General features: G+C 56.9%; 23 protein-coding genes and 6 pseudogenes. 13 read left to right on the forward strand and 16 right to left on the reverse strand.

What is annotated here, in order from left to right; all coding sequences use genetic code 11:
- Positions 1 to 4: 4 nt before the first annotated feature.
- A pseudogene (locus B0D71_RS32490) lies at positions 5 to 127 on the reverse strand (magnesium chelatase subunit ChlI family protein); the annotation flags it as partial.
- Positions 82 to 231 (reverse strand): annotated as a pseudogene (locus B0D71_RS31980) (IS66 family transposase); the annotation flags it as partial. The pseudogenes B0D71_RS31980 and B0D71_RS32490, both read right to left, overlap by 46 nt.
- A gap of 106 nt (positions 232 to 337) precedes the next feature.
- Between B0D71_RS31980 and B0D71_RS27185 the strand changes: the two are divergent.
- A complete protein-coding gene (locus B0D71_RS27185; RefSeq protein ID WP_103397464.1) occupies positions 338 to 1,531 on the forward strand; it encodes an MFS transporter in 1,194 nt (397 codons plus the stop codon).
- 48 nt (positions 1,532 to 1,579) lie between these two features.
- On the opposite strand, the pseudogene B0D71_RS27190 reads toward B0D71_RS27185, so the two are convergent.
- Positions 1,580 to 1,978, reverse strand: a pseudogene (locus tag B0D71_RS27190) (P-loop nucleotide/nucleoside kinase family protein); the annotation flags it as partial.
- 103 nt (positions 1,979 to 2,081) lie between these two features.
- On the opposite strand from B0D71_RS27190, the gene tnpA reads away from it, so the two are divergent.
- From tnpA to B0D71_RS31595, 4 genes and pseudogenes are all read left to right on the forward strand, one after another.
- Positions 2,082 to 2,399: an IS66-like element accessory protein TnpA gene (tnpA, locus tag B0D71_RS27195; protein WP_103397465.1), complete on the forward strand. Its 318-nt coding sequence runs from the start codon at positions 2,082 to 2,084 to the stop codon at positions 2,397 to 2,399.
- Entirely contained in the window at positions 2,396 to 2,731 is a 336-nt protein-coding gene (gene tnpB / locus B0D71_RS31985; RefSeq protein WP_165798758.1) for an IS66 family insertion sequence element accessory protein TnpB, read from the forward strand. Before tnpA ends, tnpB begins: the two co-directional genes overlap by 4 nt.
- A gap of 61 nt (positions 2,732 to 2,792) precedes the next feature.
- A pseudogene (locus tag B0D71_RS27205) lies at positions 2,793 to 3,964 on the forward strand (IS66 family transposase).
- Positions 3,965 to 4,052: 88 nt separating this feature from the next.
- Positions 4,053 to 4,334 (forward strand): annotated as a pseudogene (locus tag B0D71_RS31595) (hypothetical protein); the annotation flags it as partial.
- 340 nt (positions 4,335 to 4,674) lie between these two features.
- On the opposite strand, the gene B0D71_RS27215 reads toward B0D71_RS31595, so the two are convergent.
- The 6 genes and pseudogenes from B0D71_RS27215 to B0D71_RS27245 form a co-directional block, all read right to left on the reverse strand.
- On the reverse strand, positions 4,675 to 5,472 hold the full coding sequence (locus B0D71_RS27215; protein WP_103397467.1) for a CPBP family intramembrane glutamic endopeptidase: 798 nt from the start codon (positions 5,470 to 5,472) through the stop codon (positions 4,675 to 4,677).
- A gap of 796 nt (positions 5,473 to 6,268) precedes the next feature.
- Complete coding sequence (locus B0D71_RS27225; protein WP_103397469.1) at positions 6,269 to 6,577, reverse strand: hypothetical protein; 309 nt, start codon at positions 6,575 to 6,577, stop codon at positions 6,269 to 6,271.
- Positions 6,578 to 6,621: 44 nt separating this feature from the next.
- On the reverse strand, positions 6,622 to 7,335 hold the full coding sequence (locus tag B0D71_RS27230; protein ID WP_103397470.1) for a helix-turn-helix transcriptional regulator: 714 nt from the start codon (positions 7,333 to 7,335) through the stop codon (positions 6,622 to 6,624).
- A complete protein-coding gene (locus tag B0D71_RS27235) occupies positions 7,328 to 7,582 on the reverse strand; it encodes a Pathogenicity locus (RefSeq protein ID WP_103397471.1) in 255 nt (84 codons plus the stop codon). Before B0D71_RS27235 ends, B0D71_RS27230 begins: the two co-directional genes overlap by 8 nt.
- Before the next feature lie 238 nt (positions 7,583 to 7,820).
- Positions 7,821 to 8,027 (reverse strand): annotated as a pseudogene (locus B0D71_RS27240) (transposase); the annotation flags it as partial.
- Positions 8,020 to 8,769, reverse strand: a complete 750-nt coding sequence (locus tag B0D71_RS27245) for a hydroxypyruvate isomerase family protein (protein WP_103397472.1) — start codon at positions 8,767 to 8,769, stop codon at positions 8,020 to 8,022. The gene B0D71_RS27245 and the pseudogene B0D71_RS27240, both read right to left, overlap by 8 nt.
- 178 nt (positions 8,770 to 8,947) lie before the next feature.
- Between B0D71_RS27245 and B0D71_RS27250 the strand changes: the two genes are divergently transcribed.
- Both B0D71_RS27250 and B0D71_RS27260 read left to right on the forward strand, forming a co-directional pair.
- On the forward strand, positions 8,948 to 9,838 hold the full coding sequence (locus B0D71_RS27250) for a LysR family transcriptional regulator (protein ID WP_103397487.1): 891 nt from the start codon (positions 8,948 to 8,950) through the stop codon (positions 9,836 to 9,838).
- 392 nt (positions 9,839 to 10,230) lie between these two features.
- Positions 10,231 to 10,851: a glutathione S-transferase family protein gene (locus tag B0D71_RS27260; protein ID WP_103397473.1), complete on the forward strand. Its 621-nt coding sequence runs from the start codon at positions 10,231 to 10,233 to the stop codon at positions 10,849 to 10,851.
- A gap of 132 nt (positions 10,852 to 10,983) precedes the next feature.
- Here the strand turns inward: B0D71_RS27260 and B0D71_RS27265 are convergent, their stop codons facing one another.
- A complete protein-coding gene (locus B0D71_RS27265) occupies positions 10,984 to 12,390 on the reverse strand; it encodes a purine-cytosine permease family protein (RefSeq protein WP_103397474.1) in 1,407 nt (468 codons plus the stop codon).
- Positions 12,391 to 12,714: 324 nt separating this feature from the next.
- Between B0D71_RS27265 and B0D71_RS27270 the strand changes: the two genes are divergently transcribed.
- The 6 genes from B0D71_RS27270 to B0D71_RS27290 all read left to right on the forward strand — a co-directional run bounded on the left by B0D71_RS27270 (position 12,715) and on the right by B0D71_RS27290 (position 18,058).
- A complete protein-coding gene (locus B0D71_RS27270) occupies positions 12,715 to 13,200 on the forward strand; it encodes a flavin reductase family protein (RefSeq protein ID WP_103397475.1) in 486 nt (161 codons plus the stop codon).
- A 320-nt stretch (positions 13,201 to 13,520) separates the two neighbouring features.
- Entirely contained in the window at positions 13,521 to 14,483 is a 963-nt protein-coding gene (locus B0D71_RS27275) for an IS110 family transposase (protein ID WP_103393606.1), read from the forward strand.
- 123 nt (positions 14,484 to 14,606) lie between these two features.
- Positions 14,607 to 15,650: an LLM class flavin-dependent oxidoreductase gene (locus tag B0D71_RS27280; protein ID WP_046043514.1), complete on the forward strand. Its 1,044-nt coding sequence runs from the start codon at positions 14,607 to 14,609 to the stop codon at positions 15,648 to 15,650.
- A gap of 126 nt (positions 15,651 to 15,776) precedes the next feature.
- Positions 15,777 to 15,926 (forward strand): hypothetical protein, encoded by a 150-nt coding sequence (locus tag B0D71_RS31525; RefSeq protein WP_165798752.1) that lies wholly within the window; start codon positions 15,777 to 15,779, stop codon positions 15,924 to 15,926.
- A 90-nt stretch (positions 15,927 to 16,016) separates the two neighbouring features.
- A complete protein-coding gene (locus tag B0D71_RS27285) occupies positions 16,017 to 16,694 on the forward strand; it encodes a cysteine hydrolase family protein (protein ID WP_103397476.1) in 678 nt (225 codons plus the stop codon).
- 5 nt (positions 16,695 to 16,699) lie between these two features.
- A complete protein-coding gene (locus B0D71_RS27290) occupies positions 16,700 to 18,058 on the forward strand; it encodes a purine-cytosine permease family protein (protein ID WP_103397477.1) in 1,359 nt (452 codons plus the stop codon).
- 285 nt (positions 18,059 to 18,343) lie between these two features.
- Here B0D71_RS27290 and B0D71_RS27295 read toward each other — a convergent pair whose 3' ends face one another.
- The 6 genes from B0D71_RS27295 to B0D71_RS27310 all read right to left on the reverse strand — a co-directional run.
- Positions 18,344 to 19,690: a glutamine synthetase family protein gene (locus B0D71_RS27295; RefSeq protein ID WP_103397478.1), complete on the reverse strand. Its 1,347-nt coding sequence runs from the start codon at positions 19,688 to 19,690 to the stop codon at positions 18,344 to 18,346.
- Between the two features lie 20 nt (positions 19,691 to 19,710).
- On the reverse strand, positions 19,711 to 20,265 hold the full coding sequence (locus B0D71_RS27300) for a helix-turn-helix domain-containing protein (protein ID WP_103397479.1): 555 nt from the start codon (positions 20,263 to 20,265) through the stop codon (positions 19,711 to 19,713).
- A gap of 25 nt (positions 20,266 to 20,290) precedes the next feature.
- The gene (locus B0D71_RS27305) at positions 20,291 to 21,580 is read right to left on the reverse strand and encodes an NAD(P)/FAD-dependent oxidoreductase (RefSeq protein ID WP_103397480.1); all 1,290 of its coding nucleotides are present in this window, start codon (positions 21,578 to 21,580) and stop codon (positions 20,291 to 20,293) included.
- A 554-nt stretch (positions 21,581 to 22,134) separates the two neighbouring features.
- On the reverse strand, positions 22,135 to 22,653 hold the full coding sequence (locus B0D71_RS31315; RefSeq protein ID WP_133160962.1) for a hypothetical protein: 519 nt from the start codon (positions 22,651 to 22,653) through the stop codon (positions 22,135 to 22,137).
- A gap of 217 nt (positions 22,654 to 22,870) precedes the next feature.
- A complete protein-coding gene (locus B0D71_RS31320; RefSeq protein WP_133160963.1) occupies positions 22,871 to 23,389 on the reverse strand; it encodes a hypothetical protein in 519 nt (172 codons plus the stop codon).
- Between the two features lie 2 nt (positions 23,390 to 23,391).
- Positions 23,392 to 25,506 (reverse strand): DUF2345 domain-containing protein (locus tag B0D71_RS27310; RefSeq protein ID WP_133160964.1); only part of this gene is annotated, 2,115 nt, incomplete at its 5' end.

Below are 25,506 nucleotides of genomic sequence, written 5' to 3' on the forward strand. Positions count from 1 at the left end.
CCGGCTAGAGCATTGTCGGCCGATATTGCAGCCCCTCGGCCAAATGTTCGCGTCTGATCCCGTCGGCTTGTTCAAGGTCCGCCAGCGTGCGCGCGACCTTGAGCAGTCGATGGGCAGTCCGCTGCGACCTAAGACTTTCTCTTAGTGATACAGCGGCAGATGTTCGGCGAACTTGGCCACCATGACGTGGGCTAGCAGGCCCGCTGTCGGGAGGCCCTTGTCGATGAGCCGGTACCGGCGCCGGGATATCGAAAGGAGCAGCGCGGCTATTAGTTTTCATTGATAATCGGCACGCTACAGCTGCATTAAGGGACGATTCATTCAAGGGAGAGAAGTCGTGTCAACCACATCTGGGAACAGCAACATTTTTCGACTGGCAACCGCCCAGGCATTGGCGGGTGGTAACTCAGTCATCGTCTATGCAACCGGCGCTATCGTGGGAGACATGCTTGCACCGGATAAAGCATTGGCGACGCTGCCTATCTCCATTTTTGTCGTGGGCATGGCGAGCTGCACGCTACCTGCCGGCGCCATTGCGCAGCGCTATGGGCGCAGTCTCGTATTTATGCTGGGAGCGTTGTGCGGCATCCTGATGGGAGTGCTGGCTGCGATTGGCATTTATTTGTCTTCCTTCTTCATTTTCTGTGCTGCGATGCTGTTTGGTGGCGCTTATGCCGCTGTGGTGCTGACGTTTCGTTTCGCCGCCGCAGAATGCGTTCCAGAAAACAGGCAGCCCTGGGCGCTTTCAATCGTCATGGCTGCAGGGCTAGTGGCGGGTGTACTCGGTCCACAGACGGTCACCTATACGATGGACCTATGGGAGTCACACCTGTTTATCGCTACTTATGTTGCAGCCGCATTAATGGCAGTGGTTTCGGCGGCGGTGCTGCTAGGTGTCGACTTGCCACGCCTTGAGGCGGCTGTTCGTACTCCAGGTCGCCCGCTTGCGGTGATTGTTCGGCAGCCTCGACTCATCAACGCCATGCTCTGTGGCGTCATAACTTACACCTTGATGAATTTCCTGATGACTTCGGCCCCACTAGCAATGAAGCAGGAGGATCTTTCACTGGAATCATCGAACCTGGCATTGCAGTGGCACGTAATTGCAATGTACGCACCCAGTTTTTTCACTGGAAAGCTGATCCACCGTTTTGGGGCAAACCGCGTTGTGTTGATGGGGTTGATGTTAACCGGCGCGTCTGTTGCTGTCGGGCTTGCCGGCGTGCAGTCCTACCACTTTTATCTATGTTTGGTGCTTCTAGGGATTGGCTGGAATTTCGGTTTTGTCGGCGCCTCTGCGCTCGTCCTTCAGTGCCATAAAACAAGCGAAAGAAACAGTGTCCAAGCGCTCAATGATTTCATTGTCTTTGGCGCCATGGTACTCGGCTCGTTTGCATCGGGAGGTATATTGAATCGATACGGTTGGACCGTTATCTGTGCGCTTGCCTTTGTACCTGTACTGGTAGCTATAGCGACGTTGATGTTGAGCGAGCATCGCGTCAGATATTCAACTCAGGAACGCACAAGCTAGGTTAGCGTCTGCTAATCACACCTTGCGACCTTGGGCTTTTAGCTGGCGCTACTCCTTGGATAAAAATCGTTCGGTGATCATCGCCACCGCCTGCGCCGGAGACGTCAGGGCTGTGTCTATATTAAACGGAGCGCTTTCCCACGCCTCATATTCGTGAACCAGTACAGATTGCCAGGTTGGTGGAGTCAGCCCAGGAATATCAATTTTTCTGGTTTCTACCCAGCGCTGGTGTTCATGTTTATCAGAGCAGATCACTTGGATGTTCACTAATGGAGCACCAGAGCGTGCGGCGATATTGCTCCACGCCTTTCGGCTTTCGATTACTGGGTTAACACAGTCAACTATGACCGTGCTGCCAAAACGAAGATTGCTCAGAGCAAGCTCATTGGCGACCATGTAACCGCTCCGCCCTACGTCTTGTGCAAGAGCACCAGAGTCTCGAATAGCCGTAAGGGGCCGGCGAACACACCTTCCGAGCCCGGCCGATAAGGACGATTGTGTCCGCGTATTTTTTTAAGCGGACGCAATTACCCTTCACGCCAGGATCACCATGCGCCAACGTAAGTCCTACCCGAAATCCTTCAAAACCCAAGTCGTCCAAGAGTGCGAGCAGCCCGGTGTTTCTGTGGCGGCTATTGCCATGAGGCACGGTATCAACGCCAATGTCGTTCGCCGGTGGATACCGCTTTACCGCGATCAGCAGGCAGTCGTGCTGCCAGCTTTCATTCCTTTGAAAGTCGAACCAAAACGAAAGGCTGAAGCGTTGACGATCATTGAATTACCGCTTGGCCAGCAAACGCTCACGGTGAAGTGGCCGTCCTCAGATCCCGAGGGATGCGCCCGCTTCATTCGAGGACTCGCCCAATGATACGCATCGATTCCATCTGGCTCGCCACCGAGCCGATGGACATGCGCGCAGGCACCGAGACCGCATTAGCCAGGGTGATCGCGGTGTTCGGTGCGGCAAAGCCGCACTGCGCCTTTCTGTTCGCCAACCGCCGCGCCACTCGCATGAAAGTTCTGGTGCATGACGGGTTTGGCATTTGGCTGACGGCTCGGAGGCTGAACCAAGGCAAGTTTCACTGGCCAGGCATTCGGCAGGGCTCTGAAATGGAATTGGATGCCGAGCAACTTCAAGCCTTGGTGCTGGGCATGCCATGGCATCGCGTGGGATCTGGCAGCGCGATCACATTGCTTTAAAGGCCACCATTAGCCTATCGATCTATCGCCGCGAACTGCCTGCTCTGGCAAAATCCCCGACATGACTTCTTCGCCCAATCTTGACCAAATGTCCCCCGACCAACTGCGTGCCTTGGCAGCGCAGTTGCTGTCGCAAGTCGACACCATGGGCAAGAAGATACACCGCGACCAAACGATTATCGAGAAGCTGATCCACGAGATCGCACAGCTCAAGCGCTTGAAGTTTGCCAAGCACAGCGAGCAGATGAATCCTGAGCAAGCCAGCTTGCTCGATGACTTGATCGATACCGATATCGCGGCGATTGAAGCAGAGCTTCAGGCCTTGCAAGCAGTGCCAGCTGCGACCGAAAAAAGCAAAAACCTAAGCGCACTGCGTTGCCGACAGAGTTTCCACGCACGTTGATCCATCACGAGCCCGACAATACTCACTGCCCCTGTGGCTGTGCACTGAAACGCATCGGTGAAGACGTCAGCGAGAAGCTGGACTACACGCCCGGCGTGTTTACCGTTGAACGCCATGTCCGTGGCAAGTGGGTGTGCGATGACTGCGAAACGCTGATCCAGGCCCCCGTTCCGCAGCCTCTGGTCGATGCGCTGCGCGACGTAGTGCTCGGGCACCAGGTCATCCACGCCGATGAAACACCGGTGCAGATGCTCGCTCCGGGCTCGAAGAAAACCCATCGTTCTTATGTGTGGGCCTAAGCCACCAGCCAATTCTGCGAAACAGCGGCTGTCGTTTACGACTTCAGCCCCAGCAGAGCCGTTGAGCACGCTCGCAACTTCCTGCAAGACTGAAACGGCAAGCTGGTGTGTGATGATTTTTGGCGGTTACAAACAAGGCCAGCTTCGAACTCGGCGTAACCGAGATCGGCTGCATGGCCCATGCGCAATGCAAGTTCTTCGAACTGCACGCCACCAACAAGGGCCTGCTCGCCGAGCAGGCCCTGCGTCATATCCAGTTGAGCCGAGAACCAGATCCGACCATGGGCTCTTGGACGCAAGAATTGGCTCTTCGCAGGGTCTTTACGCAGCGGCAAACCGGGTGCCCAATGGGGCCTTAGCAGAGGCTTGAGCCGTGTGCTGGGAAACTCGCATGTCCAGGGGATGCGGGCAACCGCGTCTGACTACCCGACAATTAGATCCGGCCGTGAGCGTTTGGCCGTTCAAACTGCCCACTACCACCTATACTGCCGAAGCCGTGTCGTCGAGGTGGAGACAAGTCGTTTCAGCTAGCTTCGGCCTTGCGTGCGCTGTCGCATGACAATGATGCTTGTGCAGTAAACCCAACCACTCTCAAACGGAAAGAGAACGTCGCATGAACATGAACAGGTTTTTGTTGGGAGCCACCACTTTACTGTTTGCCACTGTGGCCAGTGCTGATATTCCGCAGCTCAACTACGAGTGCCCGACCAATATCGCCGTGCATGCGGATAAGGGCGGGCCAGTGTTCATCAATGGCAAGGAGGCCAAACTGAAGAAATTCAACGACAACGCCTATGAAGCCAAGGGCTCTGGCGTGGCGATTACCCTCACGCGCAATCCAGATGAATCATGGGACGTATCCTATACCGGTAAAGGCGGGGCTAACGGGGTTTGCCAGCTAGCGACATCGGGCGCTGTGAGTGCCAATAGCACCAGTGGCACATCTGCCACCAGCAAGGCGGAGAAGGCCTGCCTGGCCGAGGTGGCGAAGAAAACCGGTGTGGCCGTCAGCAAACTTTCGGTGACCGACGTCATGACCGCCGAAGCGGGAATTGGCGTGACGATCAGCGTACCTGAGGCGGACGCTCCTTGGTCGTGCCTGTCCAGTGCCAGTGGCAAAGTCCAGGGTGCAAGTTACACCGGGTCTGAAGGCAACCTCTGATGCATCCAAGCGTCCCTTGCGTGTGCGGCCGGCAGACCCACAGGGCCTGGCCCGGCCGATCGCGCAACTCGGCTTGGCCTTAGTGCCCAGGGGGTATGGCGCCCAACAGGGCGATGATGAAGAGCGTCCAGTCGTTGAGTATATGGGCGCCCGTGGAGACCCAGATGTTCTTCGTCATGATATAGGGCAGCAGCAGAACCAGCCGCGCGCTGCCGATAACGACGAACGCCTGCACCATGTTCCAATCATAGGTCGGCAGGTGCGCCGCGCCGAAGAGCAGGGCCGACAATAGCCAGGCACCGACGATCGTTCCCTTGCGTGACCAGTGCAACCGCGTGTTCAGGAACGTCATCAGTGCAAGGAATGGCAAGATCGTCAGCACCTCCTCGCCCAATAACTGCGGCAGCGTCTTGAGAAAGAAAAGTAGGTGCTCGACGGGTGTTTGCGTCGCCATCCCTGCGAAAACCGGGTTTGAGTGCGTACCCAGGGTCTTCATGACCACCAGGCCTATGACCATGGTGACCACGATATTGAGCAGCGCGAACAGTATCATCCATTTGATGTCGCGGCCCGTGACCCTGCGCAACAGTGCCGTCCAATGTTGCGGAGTGATACATGCCAGCGTCGCCAGCGGAATGGCGAAGAACAGGGTTGCGGGAATGAACTGCCCAATGTTTCCCGCAAACAATGGCAACGGCGCTATCAACACCAGGAACCCGGCCAGCACCCCAAGCATTAGCAGCAGCCATTGTTTGCCTGAAAGGCCCACGGGCTTGCCGTTGTAGTAGGGGAAGTCGTCGTCGAGGTACTCCAGGCAGTGGAAGCGCTCATCCGCCCCGGATTCGTCATTGTCTGTTGGCTGCTTGCAGTTATCCATAGGTGGCCTCCCTCCGACGTGAAGTACCAAAGGCATGGGAACTACTCCACGCCGCAGTTCACCGTAGCAGTGCTGGGCCGAGTCGCAAGGCATTTTCGTGCGGTGAGCAACGACACCGCTTCGACGCCAATGGAGAGAATCCGCCAGATCGTCATAGGCGAAGGCGACCTGGCTCCCATCCGGTGAAATCGTCGGGTATCGCACCAGCACGGGGGCACCGGTGCTGGCTGGGAATTCGCCAGAAAGGCAGAGCTGCATAGTTGCGTCGCTCAGCAGACGATGGATCCTGAATTTGTCCATTTGCTTCGCTGCTGTAGTGAGTCACCGTGCGAATGGCTCGGGGTGGTCTAGCCGCCAAAAATCAGCGCGTCGGGTATCTCGTAGCGTTCGACGCTGCCAATACGGATCAAACTCAGGTCACCGCTGCGCTCGAAACTCAGCGTGAGCCCCGGGTCGGTACCGATCGGCTTGCCCTCGCGAACCGGGCTCGCTGAGCACGTTGAGAGTTTCGCCGCTTGAAAGGTTTGCGACGTCCGAATAATCGGGGCCACCGGAAAATGATCTGACACCATCGCCTTTGGCGTCGAGGTCAGGAAGGTGAGTTGGCCGGACGGTTACATTTAAGTGCACACAATGTCCTGGCCTCGCGGGGCTGGGTAAATGACTTGGCCGGACGGATACGCATTCTGCAGCCTGGCAATAGGTGATCCGAGAACACTTGCACTGGAAGTGACGACACCGATGTCTGACAGTAAAGGCCTCGGTGTCTCTTGCCTGCTCTGGCAGTCCGTCGGCGTCAATTCATCTCTGGAACGAGGTGGCTCATGAACGTCAGGTTTTCAATAGCATGCATATACTCAGAGAATCTCGGATCTCCATCGTTGAACGCCTTTGCCACTTTTTGTGCATTCTCAAGACTGTCCCACATAGCTAAGTCCGCGAAGATTCGGTCGTCGCTCATAGGACAGTAGGCGCGGTACTCGATCAAACCAGGAAAGGCCTTTAACGTTTCACGAAGCCCTGCGCGGAGCACAGGCACTTGCGCAACGCATTCCTGTTTGACCTTGAAAATGGCTAATTCGAGTACATGAGATGAGCGCTGCATAGGGATGACCTTCTGTGTGTTAGGAAGTCCCAATTATCAGTGCCTCATACTGACAGCGTAGTGTCAGTAGTGGTGATCGCTTTCCACTGGCTTGCCTGGTGCCTCATATACGCTTGGAGATCAAGGGCAGGATTGTCGGATGATGGTTGTTGGGCAATAGCGATGGAGGCTATGCGATCAACCCGAAAATCGCGGTAAGCCGCCTTGCCACTACACCAGCTTCCAACCGTCCACTTTCCTCCCCAGTAGAAAAGGCCAAGGGGAGAAATGAGACGTTGCGAAACCACACCGTCCAAGCTGGTATAAATTATCTTTAGCGCCTGAGCGTTTTCGATGGCATTTCGAAGGATTGCCAGATGGCCACGCGTCAATGAAGGTGTTGTTCCAAGTGCCCTGATTTTTGCCGAACTGGGGTCAACTTTGTGATGGACTATGGACGCTGAGATTTTGCTCAACAACATCCTTGCAGCAGCACCTAGATCGTTATCGGCGGAAGCTGAAAGCATTTCCATCCCGAGCATCAATGCATCCAGTTCGAGCTTGTTCAACGTTAAAGGCGGCATCTCAAAATCGGCATCCAAGGCATATCCCACGCCAGCGGTACCATAGATTGGGATTCCACTGAAGGAAAGGTCGTCGATGTATCGATAGATTGATCGAACGGAAACACCAATTCGACTAGCCAATCGTTCAGCAGATATTGGCTGATGGACACGAATCAGATTTACCAATTGAAATAAGCGATCAGCTTTACGCACCAGGTGTGCTCAACTGAGAGTCCTTCGCAAGCTCAATGGCCGCATTAATGGCGGCCCGAGCTTGGGGGCTATTCTTCCAGCAAGTCGATCCCACTGCTGACGATGCCTGAGCCAGGATGTCACAAACATTCGCTTTGCTGAGCACAGCTAGCGAGTCAATGCCCATCTGCTCAAGGCGAGCGATAACGGCCGGCCCCACACCCTTCAGGGCCAACAAGGCATTATGTTCCGTCAGTGGAAATGGCATCCGTAAACTCCTGTTATCGGCCAATGAAGCAACCAGAGTTTGCCCGACGGGAGTGGGCATCTCAATAGATGACTCCATCGCCCTAAGCGCAGGCATCAGGAGACGCTTACGATGCAGATGCTGCCGCATCGGCGCGGTTCCGTAAGCGGTGTCGCCAATCAGGCGCTCTGGCTTGATGTCGAACTGCGCCTCGACCCGGTCGATCATGATCTTGGTGCTCTCGACCTCGGCCGTGCGATGAGCGAATGTCGTAGCAATAACCCACGATCAGCATGCGGATCATCCGCTCAGGATCAATCGACGGACGCCCAATCGGGCTGTAGCAATCAGCGAGGTAATGGCGCAGGTCGTTCAGATCCAGACATTGATCAATGCTGCGCAGAAGGTGATTGGCGGGGATGTGGTCTTCAAGGCGGGAAGCAACCCGCCACCAAACGCTAAGTATTTTGCGACTTGAGCCAGCCTAAGCTTGCAACAGTAGTGCTGGAAGGACGGTATTCACATCCGATCCATCCTGTGTATCCACGATGCTCCAGAGTCGCGAACAATTCGGCAAAATTAAAGATGCCTGTCCCCGGCTCGTGGCGTCCTGGGCAGTCCGCAATCTGTACATGGACGGTTCGGTCATAAAACTGATCCAGTACATTTGCGGCGTCGCCGGTCAAAAGCTGTGCATGGTAAAGATCGAGAATCAGTCCAATACTCGGGAAGGCTTCCAGCACCCGTAGCGCCTTGCTGAAATCCGACATGTAGTACCCCGGGATTTCCTTTGGGCTTATCACTTCAATCAGGGGCCGCAACCCCTGATCTTCAAAATATTTGACTGCATATTCCAAGTTGCTCATGTAACTGGGCGCAGCTGAAACTTGTGCAGTAATCCCAGACATGACGTGCACATTTGAGCAACCCAACACCTTTGCATACCGGGCGGCCAAGGCTAAACCTGCACGAAACTCTTCTTCCTTGCCTTGCAACGCAGCAATGCCCTTGGTGACTCCGGCCGGTGCAGCGAACTGGATCAGAGGTAGAGAGTATTGAGTCAAATGTGCGGCCAACTGACTGGCTTCAAACTCATAAGGCGAAGGAAACTCCACCGCCTTGAATCCAGCAGCCGCTGCAGCTTCGATGCGCTGGAGAAAAGGCAAATCGTTGAATTGGAAGCCGAGATGAGCATTGAACTTGAGCATTCAGTAAAAATCCGTTTTGAAAGAGGCAAGTCATCTGCCTGGACGCGAGCCTCGAGAAGGCGACAACACAGTTATCGCAGGCATCTTAAAGAGACTCCTCCATCACGAAAAATATTATTTTGTGATTTTTTTCATCACTAATTGTTATATTTTGGGTTTCGATCCGAGTATGACTGGCATGAATCTCAAAGCGTTGATGTGCTGCGTAGAAGTTGCGCGGCAAGGTAGCTTCACCAAAGCCGCGCAGAGCCTGCACATCGCCCAACCAGCATTGAGCATGGCCATTACTCGATTGGAAGAGGAGTTGGGCGTTACGCTTTTCAACCGCGCGGCACGACAAATTACTGTGACGGCTGAAGGAAAAAGCTTTCTTGCTCGTGTCGAAGTCGCTTTGCTCGAACTAGACATGGCACGCCAGGAGCTGCGGGATCTGTCGCATTTACACAGTGGTGAGATTCGTCTCGGCGTGCCTCCCATGTTCGGGATCCACTACATTCCGCGGGTACTCAACGCCTTTGGCAAGAAATATCCAGGTATCGTGATGACGGTGATTGAAGGCAGTGCGGATGACATCAGCCAGCGCCTGGAAAGCCGTGACATTGATGTCGCCCTGCTGGAGTCTCGTCGAGTAGAGAGCGGATGGGACTCCGTTTTGCTGGGCACCGACGAGATGGTGATGTGCATGAACGACAACCACCCACTTTCGAGCGAGGCCTTTATCGAGGCCTGGCGTCTGCAAGATGAGAAAATGGTGCTTTTTGACCAGACATTCCTGCAACGCCATATGTTCGACACCTTCTGCGAAGCCTCCGGAGCCCGCTATCGAATAGCATTGCAGACCAATTTCGTCTCACTGGTCATCAAGGCAACACTGGATGGAATGGGCGCCTCCACGCTGCTACGTTCCATTCAGCAATGTGTACCCGGATTGCTGGGGATTCCCTTCAAACCGGCACAGACCATGAGTTTCAGTCTGTGCTGGCGAGCTAACGAATATTTGTCTGTCGCAAACAAGCGGTTTGTTGAGTTTGCTCAAACAACCGGTTTCTTCGGTAAAGCCCCCGAGTAGCATTTCTCCATGGTGCTGATAGACACTGACAAGGAGGTAGTAATCTCGGGGGTTGGGCTCAGGCCGGTTGGTTTGAAATTCTTGGTAGAAAAAGTGCCTGTCGCTTCCATTCAAATCCGTCGCGCTTGAACATACGGTTCTCCTGGGTATTTCTTATCCTTGTTTGAAGGTTTCACCGCCAGCCAGGACCCGATTGCCGCCCACGCAACCGCGCTCAACACGAGCGCGCAAGCCAAACGCACTGAAAGTAGTTTTCGTGCAGGGATAAGGCTTGTCGCGCAGGGGTATGGACGGTCAGCGTTTTTGAATATCAGTGCGGCGGATTTTCATCATACTGACACCCTCGGCAGTGCTCGGTGACTGCCTGTATGTCACGACAAGAGCAATGACTCATGAACAATCAAATCGAGCTGTACGGCGCCAACACCGGCAACAGCCTGCGGGCCGCGATTGCCCTGGAAGAAGCCCGCATCGCCTACACGGCATGCAGGCTCGACCTGTATGCACAGGAGCACCGTGGGCCAGCCTACCTGGCGCTCAACCCTGCCGGGAAAGTCCCGACCCTGATCGACCACGGGACCTCGCCGGCGCTGGTCATCAACCAGTCCAACGCCATCATCCAGTACGCCGATTCGATTGCGCCCGGAAAGTTGGCACCGGCGCAGCCGGGACCTGTGCGCACCCGGGTGATCGACCGCTATTTCTATTTCGTGACCGACGTCATCGCCCCCAGCCATGCCGCCTTTTTTCTGCACCAGGCGGGGCAAGACAAGGCGGCGGCGATCATCGATCTGCGGGTGATCGAGCAACTGACTTACGCGGAAAGTTTTTTGACGGGCGAATTCATGGCCGGAGAGCAGTTCTCCATGGCCGACATTTCGGCGTTCACCATCGCCAGAGCGTTCCGTGATCGGCTGGAATGGAAAGAGCTTCCACAGCTCTCGCGCTGGTTCGACAGCGTCGAAGCCAGGCCGGCGGTGCAACGCGGCCTGAATGCCTTCAAGGATGCTTGAGCTGCAATCCCGGGTAACACGCAATACCTGTAGGAGCCGGCTTGCTGGCGATGGTTTCAAGTGCGCCGCGTTTATCCTGCTTACACGCGTTATCGTTGACGTCCATCGCGAGTAGGCTCGCTCCTACAGGGATCAATCGGCGTAGCCGAACTTCACCGAACGGCCTTCCTGCGCCTGGCTGCGCGTGGCGAGGCAGTAATACAACGGGCACGTCACCACCAGCCCCACCAGCCAGGACAGGTCCGCGCCCTCGACCAGGTTAGCGTAGGGCCCGACGTACAGTGAAGTATTGGCGAATGGCAGCTGCACGATGATGCCGATGAAGTAGGCAATGATCGCGTGCCAGTTGAAGCGCCCGTAAATACCACCGTCAGCACGGAAGATCGAGGCGATGTCATAGCGGCGGTGCTTGATCAGGTAGAAGTCGATCAGGTTGATCGAGGCCCACGGCACCAGCACCAGCAACAGCGCCAGGATCAGGCCGATGAACTGCGAAATGAAATTCGCCGAAGCGCCCAGCGCCACCACGCAGCAGCCGGCCAGCACGATGCTCGACAACAACACGCGCACCTTGATGCTCGGCGTCCACTGGCTGGCGAAGGTCTGGATCGAGGTGATGATCGACAGCACCGCGCCATACAGATTCAAGGCGTTGTGACTGATGATGTTGAGCAAGAACAACACCATCAGGATCGGCCCCAGCCAACCGGTGGACTGCTTGACCGCGGCCATCGCCTCGGTGCCTTCCGGGGTTGCCAGTACTGCCACGGCACCGAAAGTGAACGACAGGATCGTGCCCAGGGTCGCCCCCAGGTAAGTGGCGAAGAACGGCCGGGTGATGCCGATATCCGCCGGCAGGTAACGCGAGTAGTCCGACACATAGGGCGAGAAGCTGATCTGCCAGATGATGCCCAGCGACACCGTGGCCAGCCAGCCGGACAGGTTGAATCCGCCACGAGTGAAGAAGTCCGCCGGCAGGTCATGGGCGAAGATATAGAGGAAGCCCGCGAGCAACGCACTGCCCATCACCCAGGTGCCGATACGGTTGAGGGTATGAATGAACCGGTAGCCGATCACCCCGATGGCCGTGGCGCTGAGGGCACCGATGAGGATGCTGGCCGGCACCGGAACCGACGGCGCAATGCCGACAATCGATTTACCCGCCAACACGATGTTGGAAATAAAGAAGCCGATGTAGATCAGCGCCGCGAAGAATACGATCAGCAACGCTCCGTAGCGGCCGAACTGGCCACGGCTCTGCACCATCTGCGGAATGCCCATGCACGGCCCCTGGGCGGATGCGAGCGCAATCACCACCCCGCCGACCATGTGCCCGAGTGCAATCGCCAGCAGGCCCCAGAACAGATTGAGGTGGAACACCTGGACCACCATGGCGCCGGTGACGATGGGCAGTGGCGCGATGTTGGTGCTGAACCACAGGGTGAAAAGATCGCGGGCCTTCCCGTGGCGCTCTGCGAGTGGAACGTAGTCGACCGTGTGGTTCTCGATCAACGGATCTTGCCGGGACATCTGGGACATGTGCATGAACTCGAGTTTGTCTGTTCTTATCTTTGTATGAAGCCAAACCGGGGGGACTCTCTGGCCGCCCCTCAGATGCGAACCATATTATGGTATTCCAAACTTTAAACAAGACTGATCCGGTCTTTGAACAAGCATCTGAGCCGCTATCCTGCCCGCCCCCTCTAGGCACTGACTAGCTGAAAGCCCCGTAATCATTGACTTCCAGACGAAAGCCGTACGTTTATCGGTTCACCTAAAAAGACCTTGCAATCGATGTATTACGGTATACCATCAGACCTACAAACACATAAAAAACGCGTCACACCACCCGAGGACCGTCCAATGATCGATGCCGCCATCTACAAACAAGTCATGGGTTCGTTCCCGTCCGGAGTGACCGTGATCACCACCCTGGATGACGACGGGCAAATCGTCGGCCTGACCGCCAGCGCCTTCAGTTCGCTGTCGATGGACCCGGCCCTGGTGTTGTTTTGCCCCAACTACAGCTCCGATTCCTACCCGGTCCTGATCAAGAACAAACGCTTTGCCATCCACGTGCTGTCCGGCGGCCAGCAAAACGAAGCCTATGCCTTCGCGCGCAAGGGCAAGGACAAGGCCCAGGGAATAGAGTGGACGCTCAGCGAGTTGGGCAACCCGATTCTGGCCAACGCCACGGCGGTCATCGAATGTGAGCTGTGGCGCGAATATGAAGGCGGTGACCACGCCATCATGGTCGGCGCCGTGAAAAACCTGATCGTGCCCCGGCAGAACAGCGGGCCACTGGTGTATTGCCACGGCAAGATGGGTGCCCTGCCCGTTCTGGCCTGATCTGCGGTATTGCGCATACCTTGTGGGAGCGAGCCTGCTCGCGAAGACGGGTTGTCAGTCACATCCCTATCGCCCGGCAGACCGCTTTCGCGAGCAGACCGCTTTCGCGAGCAGGCTCGCTTGTATGTTTAGACTTGAAGGGGTGGGTGGGACTAAAGCTCGTCATCTGACTCTGACCAGTACAGACCGTGGGAGACTTCGTCCCACCCCTTCACCTAATGCGCCGATAAGGAATGCATCGGCTCGGACCGACGATAGAAACAAGCCAGCGCAACGGTGAACCCCAACAAGTCTTTAAACCCTAGCTCGGAGGGTGGGCCATGACAATCCTTGATTCTCAGGTGGTCGTTGGTGTGGATGTGGCGAAGGACGAGATTGTTATCTATCGATCCGACCTGGAACGAACCCGAAATGTCGCGAACAAGCGATCAGCCCTGAAGCAATGGCTCAAGACGCTACCTGCGAACAGCGCTATCGCGCTTGAAGCGACCAATATCTATCACCTTGATACAACGGAAATAGCCCATGAAATGGGCCATGACGTTTATGTCATCGATGGCTGTCGCCTCAACAAATACCGCGACGGAATAGGCATGAGGGCGAAAACAGATGCCTTGGATGCCGAACTGCTGGCGCGTTACTTGAGCAGGGAGTCCGACAGACTGAGGATCTGGAGTCCTCCGCCGAAGGCTTACACCCAACTCAAAAGCCTGCTTCGTCGCCGGGCTCAGTTGGTCCGGGGCTGTGTCGCACTCAAGCAAAGCTGGAAAAACGAACCCCTGCTCAAAGAACAGTTCAAGCAGCTTCTGGCCGCCATTGCCCAGTTCGAAAAAACGATTCAGAAAACACTCAAGGAGATTGCTGAGGACGCCGGGATGCAGGATCAGGTGAAGCGCTGCCAGGCCGTCGAGGGTGTCGGGCTCCTGACAGCCACAGCAGCGGCCACAGCGTTTTTGCGTGGAAAATTTGCTAACAGCGACGAATACGTGGCCTTCCTCGGCATGGATCCGCGGGTGAGGCAGTCAGGACAAAAGGATCAAAGGCGTCGACTCTCCAAGCGAGGAGACTCGGAGTTCCGGCGCCTGTTTCACAACAGCGCCATGGCCGCCAGCCGTTCGCCGATCTGGAAACCGTACTACGAGAGTTATCTGGCCAGAGGCCTAAAAGGTACTCAAGCCTTGGTTATCCTGGCACGCAAGCTGGCCAGAGTGATGTTCGCGTTGATGAAAAACCAAAGTGAATACAAGCCTAATTCTATGCTTGGGGGTTCCCCCCAAACATAGAATCTCCCACAGGTTGCTCACTGACCAGAGAGAAATATTTGCATAGATTTTGTATTATGGTATACCAATAAACAACAGGCCCGCGGTCGACCGGCCAACAACAAAAGATCCGAGGTAAGCGTCATGAAGTTTTCCCTGTTCGTACACATGGAACGTTGGGACGAAAGCGTCAGCCATCGTCAGTTGTTCGAAGACCTGACCGAACTGACCTTGATGGCCGAGGCCGGTGGTTTCAGCACCGTATGGATCGGCGAACACCACTCCATGGAATACACCATCTCGCCAAGCCCGATGCCGCTGCTGGCTTACCTGGCGGGCAAGACCACCACCATTCACCTGGGCGCCGGCACCATCATCGCGCCGTTCTGGCATCCGCTGCGGGTAGCCGGTGAATGTGCGTTGCTCGACGTGATCAGCAACGGGCGCATGGAAGTCGGCCTGGCCCGGGGTGCCTACCAGATCGAATTCGACCGCATGGCCGGCGGCATGCCTGCCTCCTCCGGCGGCCAGGCGCTGCGGGAAATGGTTCCGGTGGTGCGCGCCCTGTGGAACGGCGACTACGCCCATGACGGCGACATCTGGAAATTCCCGACGTCCACCAGCGTGCCCAAGCCGATCCAGCAGCCGAACCCGCCGATGTGGATCGCCGCCCGCGACCCGGACTCGCACAACTTCGCCGTGGCCAACGGCTGCAACGTCATGGTCACGCCGCTGATGAAAGGCGACGAAGAAGTCCTCGACCTGAAGAACAAGTTCCAGGCCGCCCTCGACAACAATCCTGGCGTGCCGCGCCCGCAACTGATGGTGCTGCGTCACACCCACGTGCACACCGCCGATGATCCGCAGGGCTGGGAAGTCGGGGCCAAGGCGATCTCCAGGTTCTACCGCACCTTCGATGCCTGGTTTGGCAACAAGACCACCCCGGTCAACGGCTTCCTCGCGCCGAGTCCGGAAGAGAAATTCGCCGGGCGCCCCGAGTTCGAACTGGAAAGCCTGCACAAGACCGCCATGATCGGCACCCCGGAAGAAATCATTCCGCGCATCAAGTACTACCAGGAACTGGGAGTCGACGAATTCAGCTTCTGGTGCGATAACAGCCTGCCCCACGCGGAAAAGAAAAAATCCCTGGAGCTGTTCATCAAGCATGTGGTGCCAGCGTTCCGGTAGGCATTTGTCCTGTAGGAGCGAGCGTGCTCGCGATGGACGCCAACGATAACGCGTGGCGTCTGAATGACCGCGTTGTTCAGAAGTTTTTCGCGAGCAAGCTCGCTCCTACAGGGGTCGATTCCAATGATGACTGGTCGTCTCCCATCACTCGCCCTTCCCTGCGGCGCCGCGCGGGCTTATCTGCGCGGTGAATGGACCGCTTCGCACCTGCATTTCAAGCGCCTGCGCGCCAGCGTTTCGGCCAAGCAGAACGGCTTCTGGCAAATAGTTCACTGAGCCCACCCGAACAGCCAATCACGCACCCCGCGTCTCGCCATGGCATGGCGCGTACGGTGCCTTGTGTTTCGCCTTGATCAGGTTTGCCCAATGAACAATAACAACGCGCTGTTGATCATCGACATGCAGCAGGAGGACGGCTTCGTCCTGGAAAACTTCGACAGGGTGGTCGCCCAGACCGCCGCCCTGCTCGATACCGCCCGCCATCAGCGGATGCCTGTCATTTACACCCGCCACATCAATCAGGCCGACGGCAGTGACCTGCCCCCCGGTGAACCCCTTGCCGCCGACGGCAGCCCCGGCAGCTACCGCGCCGGCACCCGCCAAGTAGAAATCATCGAGTCGCTGACGCCGCAGCCCGGTGAATTGATCATCGACAAGGGTCGTTACAGTGCCTTTCACTGCACCAACCTCGATGCCCGACTCAAGGCACTGGAAATCGACACGCTGATCGTCTGTGGCGTGCTGACCGACGTCTGCGTGCTCACCAGTGTGTTTGATGCTTTCGCCCTGGGCTATCGCGTGCGCCTGGTCAGCGATGCCTGCACCACGACCACCGAGGCCGGACACTATTCGGCCTTGTTGATCATGGCCAACTGGGTCTACTCGCTGGAAATCCTCACCACGACCGAGTGCCAGCGCGCCCTGCAACAACTCGATTACGTCAGCCTGACCCCCGAGCATCCGGACCTGTTCGCCCACCAGCCCCATGAGCTGCCCGGCACCATCGCCCGCCTGCAATCCCACCTCGTCCGGACTCAGGAGTAATCGCCATGCAAGTCGAAAAAAGAAGCATCGATTTCATCCCCGAGACCGAACGCCACGGCAAGCCGGGCTCGCTGTTCTATATCTGGTTCGGCGCCAACATGAACATCACCACCATTGCCTCCGGCGTGTTGCCGGTGGTGATGGGGCTCAACCTGTTCTGGAGTGCGCTGGCGATCATCGTCGGCTCGTTGCTGGGGGCAATTTTCATGGCGTCCCACTCGGCACAGGGACCGAAGCTGGGCATTCCGCAAATGATCCAGAGCCGGGCGCAATTTGGCGTGTTGGGGGCGGTATTGCCGCTGCTGTTCGTGATGTTGATTTACCTGGGCTTCTTCGTCAGCAACACCTTGCTCGCGGCCCAGGCGCTGGAGTCGGTCAGTCCGCTGCCGATGTCCGGCAATATCTACCTGATCGGTGCGTTGTGCTTCGTCGTCGCACTCTATGGCTATCGGTTGATTCACCGCTTGCAGAAGCTGCTGTCGATTCTGTCGCTGCTGGTGTTCGTCGCCGCCACGGTGCTCGCGTTGCAGTTGCCGATCCCGGCCGAACAATGGCTGCCGACCGGCTTCTCGCTGTCGAAGTTCCTGGTGGCGGTGAGCATCGCCGTGACCTGGCAGCTGTCCTACGCGCCTTACGTCGCCGACTACTCGCGTTACCTGCCGAGCAGCACGCCAACTGCGCAGGTGTTCTGGTACAGCTACGCAGGCACCGTCAGCGGCGGCGCGTGGATGATGATTCTCGGGGCGATCCTGAGCGTCGGCATCGGCGACTTTTCCAGCAACGTCGGCGGGCATGTCGCCGGATTGTTCGGCACTGGCGCGGTGCTGTTGTTCGCCTTCATCGTGTACGGCCAGGTGTCGATCAACGTGTTCAACCTGTACGGCGCGTTCATGTCGACCATCACCGTGATCGAGCCTTTTGCCCGACTCAAGGTGACGCCACGGGTACGCTGTGTGTCCATGCTGCTGATCAGCCTGGTGGCCACGGCCCTGTGCACCATCAGTCAGGATGACTTCATCAGCTTCTTCCTGAACTTCATCTTCTTCATGAGCTACTTCCTGATCCCGTGGACGGCGATCAATCTGGTCGACTACTACTGCCTGCGCAAAGGCCAGTACCGAATTGACGACATCTTCGACTTGAACGGGATCTACGGGCGAGTCAACCGGATCGCCTGTGGCAGTTTCCTACTGGCGATTGCCCTGGAAATTCCGTTCATGAACACCACGCTGTACGTCGGCCCGGTAGCCACGGCGCTGGACGGGGTGGATCTGGCGTGGGTTGTGGGGCTGCTGGTGCCGGCGGTGAGTTATTACTGGCTGATGAAGCTCGGCAAGCGGGCGCCACTGGCAGAGTCCGCCTAACGAAGATCCCCTGTAGGAGCTGGCTTGCCAGCGATGGCGCCTCGTCTGACACACCGCGTCGTCCGTTTCGCCGGCAAGCCGGCTCCTACAGGTCCGGGATAAATTCCAGGCAAAAAAAATCCCAGGCAGCTGATGGACGCCTGGGATTTAAAAATGCATAAACCGTGGTGGTGAACGCGGCGCGGATATTACGGAATATTTCCGGCTGTAACAAGATATTTTTATTCACTATCCAGTTACTAATCCTTCTAACCCCTTCAATATCCACATATTTTCTAAGGGCGACTACAGAAACCAGCGATACTCACGCGCGCTGATGTCATGCAGAAATGCCAGATGGTCCTGACGTTTGTTTTCGCAGTAGACGTCCACGAACTCCGCCCCCAAGCCTTCGCGCAGCGCTGCATGACTTTGCATGGATTGCACGGCTTCGAGCATTTCCAACGGAAAATCGATGCCACTGCTGCGGTCTTCGTTGAGCGGTGCAATCGGCTCGCGCTCCCCTTCCAATCCTTGCTCCAACCCCACCAGAATTGCCGCCAACGCCAGATACGGGTTGGCATCGGCGCCCGCCAGGCGATGTTCGATGCGCAGGTTTTTGACGTCTGACTCCGGAATACGCAAGCAGGCATCGCGATCCTCGAAGCCCCAACTGGCGCGGGACGCGACGTTCACCGTGCCGCTCAAGCGGCGCATGGCGTTGTGGTTCGGGGCAAAAATCGGCATGCAGTGCGGCAACACATCCAGGCAACCGGCCACCGCATGACGCAACGCCCGCTGGCCGTTCGCCGCCAGCAAGTTATTGCCGGCCTGGTCATACAGGCTGACGTGCACGTGCATGCCGCTGCCGGGGTGCTGCAAGTAAGGTTTGGCCATGAAGCTGGCGCGATAGTTGTGCTTGAGCGCCACGCCCCGGGTGCTGCGGCAGAACAGGGCCGCCCAGTCGGCGGCGCGCAGGCCGTCATCGCAATGACCGAAGTTGATTTCGAACTGGCCTGGGCCGAGTTCGGCAGTGATCACCGTGGCATCGACGCCCTGGGCTCGTGCCGTCTCGACCATTTCATCGAGCACCGGGGCGAAGCGCGACAAGCGCTCGATGTGCATGTTCGGCTGATCATCGGCATCGCCGGTCAACTCATCACGGGGAAACTGCGGCAAGCCGTCCTTCAAGCGACTGTCGAACAGGTAAAACTCCAGCTCGAACGCCACCACCGGATGAATACCCTTGCGCTTGAGCCGGTCCAGCACCCGCGCCAGCACTTCCCGCGGTTCGAATTCGATCGGTTTTTCCGTACCGTCGGAGGTGATCAGCATCTGCCCCAAGGGCTGCTTTTCCCAGCTCACCCGCTTCAACGTGCCAGGCACCAAGCGGCGCAGCGCATCCGGGTCACCATCGTTGAAGCAGTAATCACCGATCTTGAACAACCCGCCCTGAGTGCCGAGCAGCACGCAGTTCTGCGGCAGTTTCAGGGCACTGCCGGCAGCGACTTTTTCCAGCATCTCGATCGGGTAGCGCTTGCCGTAGAAATGCCCCGGAATGTCCAGGGAGATCAGGTCGACGTAACGCACTTCGGGGTTGCAGTGGCGGAAGTTGCGAACCTCGGCCAGCAGTTCAGAGCACACAGCATCCATCGTTTTGTTCCTTGTTGTTATCAGGTGTAAACCCAAAGCACGCGGGTCAGTTGGTCGGACAGGTTGCCGTAGCGGCAGTGCGCATGGCTGGCCAGTTGAAAGCTGTCGCCGGGATGCAGGGTCACCGGTTCGTTGTCGTCGAGCCACAGGGTCAGCTCGCCTTCGAGGACGTAACCGCCCTGCTCCGAGCTGTCCTTCATGTGCCGGTCACCACTGCTGGCGCCGGGCTCCAGCTGGCTTTCGAGCATCGAGAACGACGCGCGCATTTTTGGTGAAACAAGGATGTCGGTGATGCCGTCGGCGTAGTACAGCGTGCGCCGCTCGTCCGGGCGGGTGACCCAGGACAAGGCCATGGGTTTGGGCAGGCTGTAGAAATAGGTGGTCGGCACGCCCAGGGTTTCGCTGATGGCGGTCAAGTCCGCCACCGTCGGGCGCGACAGGCCGCGCTCGACCTGGGACAGAAAACCGACCGAGCGACCGATTTTGTCCGCCAGGTCCTTCAGGGTGTATTTCTTGTGCTTGCGCAGGTCCTGGATCAGGATCGCCAGCGCCGAGATTTCTTCTTGCATGTCCATCTAGAGGCTTCCAGAAAGTGTCGCTTCAAATGCTGTCGCGCAGTCGATACCAAGCCTTGCCGATGGCTTCCAGCGGCGCGGCCAGGTATTTGCCGCCGGGAAAACTGCCGTTGTTCAAGCCCTGGTACAGGGACAGCTCGTCGGGCTGACCGAGTACCGCATCGGACACCGCCCGCGCCGCGGCGAGTGTCGGCAACACACCGTGGCCGGAATAGCCCTGCATCCAGTACAGATCGCCACGGCGGCCGATATCCGGGGTGCGTTTGAGGGTCAGGTCGATGTGCCCGCCCCAGGCAAACTCCAGCTCCACGCCGGTGAGTTGCGGGAACACGCGCTCCAGGAACGGCCGGGTCGCGGCGGCGATGTCCTTCGGCATGCCGCCCAGGTAAGTACAACCGCCGCCGAACAGCAGACGGTTATCCGGGGTGCGCCGGAAATAATCGAGCACGAACTGGTTGTCGGTCACGCACACATTGCTCGGCAACAGCGCCGTGGCCTGATCCTTGGTGAGCGGCGCGGTCGCGACCTGATACGTCCCAACCGGCAACACGCAACTGGCCAGTTGCGGGTCGAGCCGATCGAGGTAAGCGTTGCACGCCAGCACCAGCACATCGGCGCGAATACGACCGCGCTCGGTGGTCACCACAAAGCCGTCACCCTCCTCGCCATAGCTCAGCGCCTTGCTTTGCTCATGGATGCGGCCGCCAGCCCGCTCGATCGCATCCGCGAGGCCCAGGGCCAGTTTCAGCGGGTTCAAATGCCCGCCCTCGGGATCGAACAGGCCGGCCTGATAACGCTCGCTGGCCACCCATTCCGGTAACTGTTGCCGTGGAATGAATTGCAGTTTGTCATGGCCCCACTTGTGACTGGCCTCGTGTTGCCACTCGGTCAGCAGGCCAACCCGACGCGGCATCACCGAGGTCCACAGGTGACCGGCGCGGTAGTCGCAATCAAACTCATGCCGACCGGGCAAGTCGCGCAGCTCGCGCGCGGCCCAGCGCATGCCGTCCCACAATCGCCGCGCCCGTTCGTAACCCAGCGCCGCTTCCAGCGGTGGCATGTCGCACGACCAGCCAAGAATCGCCTGCCCGCCATTACGCCCGGACGCGGCCCAGGCCACCCGGCTGGCTTCGAGCAACGTCACGCGCTTGCCGGCCAGCGCCAGGCGCAAAGCCGTGTGCAATCCACTGAAACCGGCCCCGATGATCAGCACTTCGGTGTCTGACTCGCCTTCCAGAGCGGCTCGATGCACCAGGCGATCGGCGCAGGTATGGGCGTAGTAACTGGCGACATGCTGAGTGGATTGCTGAAACATACGGCCTCGTGAAATTTTGTATTTGTAATTTCATGAAAAAATACACGGTAAATTTCACACAGGCAATGTTTCAGGGCGTAAAAGAACGCTCATTAAACGTCACGTCCGTATCCGCCCCAAGGCTAGAGCGGCGTGCGATCAGCGAAACCGGGAGGCGCGGGTTCGGCTCGCTGGGCACGCAGGCGACGATGTTGCAGTTGCTCGGCAGGACTCAGCGTCTAACTGCAGGGTGACGGCCAAGGGGAGCAGGCCGTCAAGGCGGATCACCTCCCTCGGCATCGGTGCGACCCGTGTACTGCGGAATGAAGTCGAGACGGGCCACTTCGTTTAGCACGCGATAAGGCATCTTCGCGAGTGGCTCGCACTGTTCATGGAGCAACTGGAACTCGATCCAGTGCTTGATCTATTTGCCGCAAGTCACATCTTTGCACCAGCCCAATGTGTCCGTACGGTGCATATCAGTCTGTTTTTCTAACTACTTGATTAATTTAGAGCTTCCATTAAGCATCACTCACCAACTCAAATCCGAACAATTTTCAGAGTCAGCTCTTGAACTATTCAGGCACAGCTCCGTGTTGCTTAGCATCACAATAATGAACGTTTTCCCTCCCATCACTAACACCAGCGTACTGAAAGTAATTCGGAGTGCCGTCTTTAGTCTCACCCACACAAAAAATAACGCTATAACTATCCCGTGGCCGGTAAGCATTATTAATGGAAAACACATAAGTCTTGTTGACTTCAAGCTTCAGTGGCGGAGTTTTTAATTTGTATTCGTCTGATTCGCACCCCTCTGGTAAATCACCAAAAACGATGCAAGACCCTGATTTGAGCACTAATGGTTTTGCTCCCAGCTTAAGCGTTATTCCCCAACCTGCTGCATTGCGCACATTGCTTTCCGACAATGTTACCCAGCCGACCGAAAACGCTTCTTCTGTATCGCGAGGCAAACAAATAGCTGGTTTATTATCAATCGAGGCAATATTCGCCTCCTCCGTACGCCCGAACGAAGTCGCGTTGGCGTGATGAAAGAACATCTGCAGTGCTGTAAATGCCATCGCCATATAAGCCATGCGCTTCCCCGACCACCGGGAAGGTTGTTTTCATCGTGCGGACGCTCCAGAACTGCAGCAAGCGTTGATGCAAGTAGGCCAGGATCCTTCGTGGAGTTCTCCGGATTCCAGACCCTAAGAGGATTAGCAACTACACAAATGATGAAGTAATCCGAAACAATCTCGCCTTGCTGCTCCATATTGTAATCGGACAACTTTCCAGTTTTCATTTTCATTTTCATTTTCCTTCATCCGACACCGAACAAAGTGAAGGCCTGACTTCCTTTCCGGTTTGATCATATATGTATTGAAGATACACAGGCCCGTCGTTATTTTTCTTGGCCATACAAAAAACCGCATCGAAAAACAAGATACTTTGTCGTGTAGGCCTCGTAACGTTTATGTTGATTCTCGTGTAATAGACGCCTCCAATACTCAAGGGTTTTGCATCTACCACAGGTTGATACCCGGAAGGAATGGCCCCATAAAAAATACAGCCACCTGATTCGAGTAACATGGCCTCCCATGATTTTTTAAGTTCCAACTGCCACATGATCAACCCTTTACCGAACAAGGGTTTACTTTCAGATACCGATATAGAGTTTACCTCCACACTTTCTGATATTTCTTGCGAAATACAAATTGCTAACCGCCCATTTTCAGAAGCAATAACAGCGTCCCCCGGCAACCCCCAGGGGGTGGATTGAGCTAAACTTGAAAAAAACATTAATCCAAGACTAAATCGCACCGTTTTCATGACTAACCTCGACCCGGGAGATTTTTTCTGTCAGATGGATCAGCCAAGAAATGTCGCAATACAGACACTAACATGTCAGGGTCGTTATATTTATTGTTTGAATTCCAGACCCCTTCGGAATCTCGCAACAAACAAATCATATAATAGTCAGAAATTATTTCTCCTTGCTGTTCCATATTGTAATTCCAGAGTAGTTCACTCGAAGATAGGGAGTATTGATACGCCTTTGCACCTTGACTCGTTACTGTCATGCCAGCTTTCTTGACCGGATAACCCATCTGGTATTGCCATACATGGGTCATCTCGTGCATAAACAACGCCTTATCGCGACCTCTCGATGTTTCCGAGAAGTCATCTCGATAAAGCTTGGTACTTTCCGGAAAATACATCTCCCCATTCGGCGTCACCGCCGTGTTCTGAAACCCGACAAACAACCACCATCCGCCGTGATGCACTTTGACCTTGCTGTAATTGACCGCATCTTTAAAAACGGTTCGGGCCATGGCAATTTCGCCAGACGTCAGAGAGCGCTTCTTGCCTTTAGGCAGGGGAACATCTTTTGTCGAGCGGCCCACGTCCGTATCGTTGGTCGAAACATCACTGGAGGTCAGGTCAATCTGCATCGGCGTTTGGGCGTTCTGCGCCGCGCAGCAAAATGGTTGCGCATCCTCTGGGGGAAACAGCAGCAATTGGGTGATCTGCGTCGGCTGCTCGGTCACCAACCGCTGCGTGTAACCTTGCTCATCAGTCACCCCATCCAGGATTCGGCCGTCAGCCAATGTGGCCGAGTACTTGAGGTTGCTTGCCAATTCGCCGTTCGGGCCGAGCAGTCGAAGTTGTTCGTCATAGAAGGTGGAATCCGGAAACTCAATCTTCAGCCCACCCGGCAACAAGGTATGAGCGCTCATGGTTCGCCCTTCCTTGTCGGTTACGCCGTTAAACACCTCGCCCTGTTCAGTGGTGATCCGGTAGCGTGTATATGCCAACGGTGCCTGGGCCTCATCTTTCAGGACGTATTTCGCGGAGTAACCTCCGGGTAACGGTGTTGCCGGCGTATCCAGCCTGGCGCTGCCAAGCTTTTGCACATGCTTGGCCCGTTGATAGATATTGCCGGGGGCGCCCTGGTCGAGGTCGCCGTCTTTCAAGCGGACGAAGACCCCTCCGCATTCCAATATCAGCTCTTTCTCAGCGCGGATGTGCACCCGGCCATCCACGCTCTCAATCTTGATGTCGCCCTTGGCCAGGGCGTGCAGAAGGCCTTCCAGAGCATGCAAATCGATGTTGCCCTTGGCCGCCTTGAGCTGCATGTCCGCGCTGTGCGCGAGCAGGCTGATGCCGTCCTCGGCGGTGGCGGTGATGTTCTGCCCGGCGCTGAGGTCGACGTTGTGCGCGGCAACGGCGCTCACGCTTTCGCTACCCGAGGACAGGCTCACCGCCTCCGGGCTGACCATGCCTATACCTGCCGGGGCGTGCAGCAACAGACCCGGTTGCTTCAAGCCATCGAGGACTTGTCTAAGCCGTTCCTGGCTGGCGGTGTCGCCGGGAGTGGCTTTGGTCGCGCGAGCCGCATCGGCCAGAGAACGCGCCAGTGACAAGGCACTTTCCAATTGGGCGACGGCAGCCTCCATGTCGAGTTGCGCACCTTGGGCTTTCTCCTGTTTGTCCGCGCTGATGAAAAGGCCCTTGCCGCCACGAATGGCGCCCCAATCATCCGTACGCAGCTCAAACCCTTCCCCCCGCTTCTTCCGCTGGCCATCCACCAGATGCCCCAGATTCAGCTGGCTCTTGCCGCCATACTCGGTACTGAGCTTGATGTGTTCCTGCCCCCGCGTGTCGTCCATACGCAACTTGTTGTTGGCCGGCGTGCGCAGCACGTTGCGGTGGTCGTTGCGCTGGGTCACCAGGTCGGGGTGCTGATCGTCGTGCAGGGCGTGGGCGATGTAGGGGCGGTCCGGGTCGCCCTGTTCGAAGGCGATGGCCACTTCGGTGCCGGCGATCAGTGGCAGGTGCAGGCCGTAGGTGTCGCCGGCGTAGGCGCGGGCCTGGCGCAGCCATTTGCTTTCGCGGCCGGCGGGCCAGGTGTCGCGGTCGAAGAGGAATTTGACCCGGTAGCGCCC

This window comes from Pseudomonas laurylsulfativorans (assembly GCF_002906155.1).
GTDB classification, from domain to species: domain Bacteria; phylum Pseudomonadota; class Gammaproteobacteria; order Pseudomonadales; family Pseudomonadaceae; genus Aquipseudomonas; species Aquipseudomonas laurylsulfativorans.